Origin of the sequence: Helicobacter pylori (genome assembly GCF_001998165.1) — a bacterium.
GTDB classification, from domain to species: Bacteria; Campylobacterota; Campylobacteria; order Campylobacterales; family Helicobacteraceae; genus Helicobacter; species Helicobacter pylori_DL.
This window is the reverse complement of sequence record NZ_MTWR01000091.1, coordinates 1-889: the sequence shown is the minus strand read 5'-3', so window position 1 is coordinate 889 and position 889 is coordinate 1. Positions and strand designations below refer to the sequence as shown.

Annotated in this window: 1 pseudogene; it reads right to left on the bottom strand. The window is 43.2% G+C overall.

Annotated features, from left to right (window positions below):
- Positions 1 to 889 (bottom strand): annotated as a pseudogene (gene babB / locus BZK24_RS08245) (Hop family adhesin BabB); the annotation flags it as partial.

Below are 889 nucleotides of genomic sequence, written 5' to 3'. Positions count from 1 at the left end.
TAATTCAAATACACGCTATAGAGTCTGCGGTATTTGAGTTCAGCCCCCATAAAGGAATAGTAGTTCGTGTTAATGGTAGGGATTTTAAGCCCTAGTTCAATCCCATGCTGGGCTACATGATCGCTGCCTTTTTTCTTAGATCTGGCTAAATTCATCCTCACCCCCATGTTGAATAAGAATTGGAAGTTCGCCACATTCATTTTAGCGTTATAGACGTTATTCACGGTGGCTAAATTCACATATTCAGAGTTAAGCCATGAAGTGCCCGCTAACGCAATGCCACCAAAAAGCCCCACTGAGAGCTTGTTGTTCTTGCCTAAGAAATTGGTGGCTTTATCGTTGATGAAGTTATAGAGGGCGTCCGCTCCAAAGCCATAAGTCCACACATCAGAAGCCGAGTTGAAAAAGCTGGATTTGATGAACGCATGGTTGTAATCAAAAAAGCCGTAATACCTAGCGCCCCATTTCCTTTTTTGGCCAAAGAATTGTTTGTAACCCACCTGGATACCGATCCCATTCATGGCACCATTATTGGTTTGAGAGCTAACAATACCCACTTTCCTAAAGGGGTTTCTGCCTAACTCTTGGTTAATGGTTTGGATTTGGTTGTAAGAATTTTGATTCAAGTAGTAATTGGTTTCTATGCCTTGGGGGCTATAGGGGTTATTCTTTTTGCTCACCGCATTTTGCAAGCTTTGCGCGTTAGGGATACTAGAGAGCGCGGTAGTGATGCTGTTATAGGTGTTGCCCAATTCGCTGTATCTAGATTTGAAATTCACTAGAGTGTCAGCGATGTTTTCGGCTTGTTCTATCTGCTGCGCTTGAGTGCCAAAATGCGCGATGCTGTTGGTTAATTTCGTTATGGTTTCTTGCACATAAGCGCAACCGG